The organism is Streptomyces turgidiscabies Car8 (genome assembly GCF_000331005.1).
In the GTDB taxonomy this organism is placed as follows: Bacteria; Actinomycetota; Actinomycetes; order Streptomycetales; family Streptomycetaceae; genus Streptomyces; species Streptomyces turgidiscabies.
In genome coordinates, this window is sequence record NZ_AEJB01000553.1 from 1 (window position 1) to 1,849 (window position 1,849).

At 72.0% G+C, this 1,849-nt stretch carries 2 protein-coding genes and 1 pseudogene; 1 reads left to right on the plus strand and 2 read right to left on the minus strand.

Features of this window, described 5'->3' with window-relative positions; translation table 11 throughout:
* Window positions 1–668: pseudogene (locus STRTUCAR8_RS39600) on the minus strand (hypothetical protein); the annotation flags it as partial.
* 49 nt (window positions 669–717) lie between these two features.
* Window positions 718–1,227, minus strand: coding sequence for a tetratricopeptide repeat protein (locus STRTUCAR8_RS39605; protein WP_044473683.1), 510 nt, complete (start codon window positions 1,225–1,227; stop codon window positions 718–720).
* 140 nt (window positions 1,228–1,367) lie between these two features.
* Between STRTUCAR8_RS39605 and STRTUCAR8_RS39610 the strand changes: the two genes are divergently transcribed.
* Window positions 1,368–1,829, plus strand: a complete 462-nt coding sequence (locus STRTUCAR8_RS39610; RefSeq protein ID WP_006382005.1) for a hypothetical protein — start codon at window positions 1,368–1,370, stop codon at window positions 1,827–1,829.
* The last annotated feature ends 20 nt before the right edge of the window (window positions 1,830–1,849 follow it).

Sequence of the window (1,849 nt, forward strand, 5' to 3'; positions counted from 1 at the left end):
TGCTGCCTGCGCCGCATCAGGTCGGTCGGACGCGCCTGCAGCGAACACGGGTCGAACTCGGCGGAGCCGAGCAGCGCGTACTGCGCCGGGACCTCGTCCGCCTCGCGGAGCGCCTCGATCGGCCGGTCGACCCCGGCGGCCTCCAGGGCGGTGCGTACGTCGGCGTCCGGGAGCTTCTCCAGACCGCGCAGGACGTACGCGGCCCGGGCGGGGCCGGAGAGCGCCGACAGCCGCTGGTCCAGGGCGAGTTCGTCGGCGCCGCCCGAACGGGGGAAGAGCCGCAGGCCCCAGACCTGGGGGAGCAGCGGCGGCAACTGCGACCGCTTCGGCAGGGAGCGTCCGCGCCACGGCTGCCCCGCCGCGAGCGCCGTACGCAGCACCTGGAGGCGGACGAGCGCGTAGCCGGGGTCGCCCGCGCGGCCCTTCGGCTGGGCCGGGACGGTGGCGGTGGCCGTGCGCCCCCTGGGCAGCGCACGCTGGGTGAGGGCGTGCGCCGTCAGGACGCGCCGGCTACGGCCGAGGCTCGGCGGCAGCACCAGATAGGCGAGCCGGACGAGCCGGGGATAGTGCTCGACGAGCGCGGCCTCGGCCTGCTCCACGTCGACGACGGGGCGGCCCTTGGCGCTTTTACCGGTGGCGGGGCTGAAGGCGACATCCTGTGACTGCACGTTCAGCAGAACGAGCGAATCGCGGGATGGTCACCTGGCCGTCCGGGAGTTACGCGTCGGGCTCGGTCAGCAGGCGGGCGTAGTTCGCCATCGACCGCTGATAGCGCGGCAGATGAGGAGCGAGGGCGCCGAGGACCAGCGAGAGGCCCTCACGGTCCCGGCCGAGGCTGGACAGGCACAGTGCCAGACACGCTCGTACGGCGTCGTCCAACTCGTCGGAGGGGGCGTCCAGTTCGGGGGTGAGGAGCTTGACGCCCTCTTCGGCCCGGCCGAGGTTGCGCAGCGAACTCGACAGCTGGATCTTGGCGCGGCGGCCCTTGTATCCGCTCTGTTCGCCGAGCCCGAGCGCGAGCGCCTCCCGGTAGAGCGGCTCCGCCCGGTCGGAGTGGCCCGTCGAGTCCCAGGCGCATGCCTGTTCGAAAGAAGCCAGAGGGCTGTCGGCGGGCAGTTCCGCGACGAGGGCGTCGATCACCGCACGGAAGTCGGCCCCGTGCTCCTCGTCGTAGTCGTCGAAGGTCGCCCAGGCGGCGACCACACGCTCTTCCCAGTCTGCGTTCACTTGCCCACTCTCGCACACACGTTCCCTGATTGAGTGGTTGGTGCCCCGTAGCCGTATCGAGGGGGAGGGCCCTTGACCGGGCCTCCCCGCGGCATGGGCCGAGAGTAGTGTCGGCGCCGAACGGACCGGAGGAAGAACAGATGATGGTGACGCGACCGAAGCTCGTGACCGCCGCAGTCACAGCCCTGGCGGCGCTGGCCCTGGCGGGCTGCTCAGGCGGCGCGAGCGACTCGGCGGCCACGACGATCGACGCCACGCCGGTGGCCGCGACCGGCAGCCTGGAGCACATCGCGAGCGAGGCGGGCTGCAAGCCCATCATGCAGATCGACGCGGACGAGCTCCGCCAGGCCGCCTGCAAGACCACCACCTACGGCAAGTTCCTCCTCCTGACGTACGCCACCGACCGCGGCCAGCGTGAGTGGATCAACGGGGCCAAGGACTACGGCGGCTTCTACCTCCTGGGCCGCAAGTGGACCGCGGTCGGCGACAAGAAGGTGATCGCGAAGCTGCAGGGCAAGCTCGGCGGGACCACCGAGGTCGGCACCGACCACAGCGCGCACACCGGCGCCGAGGCGACCCACTCGGCCGGCCACGAGGGCTGACCTGAAGCACACACCGCGGC

Excerpts from the sequence above, each read along its gene's own strand:
- STRTUCAR8_RS39610 (WP_006382005.1), top strand. The coding sequence starts at position 1,368 with ATGATGGTGACGCGACCGAAGCTCGTGACCGCCGCAGTCACAGCCCTG.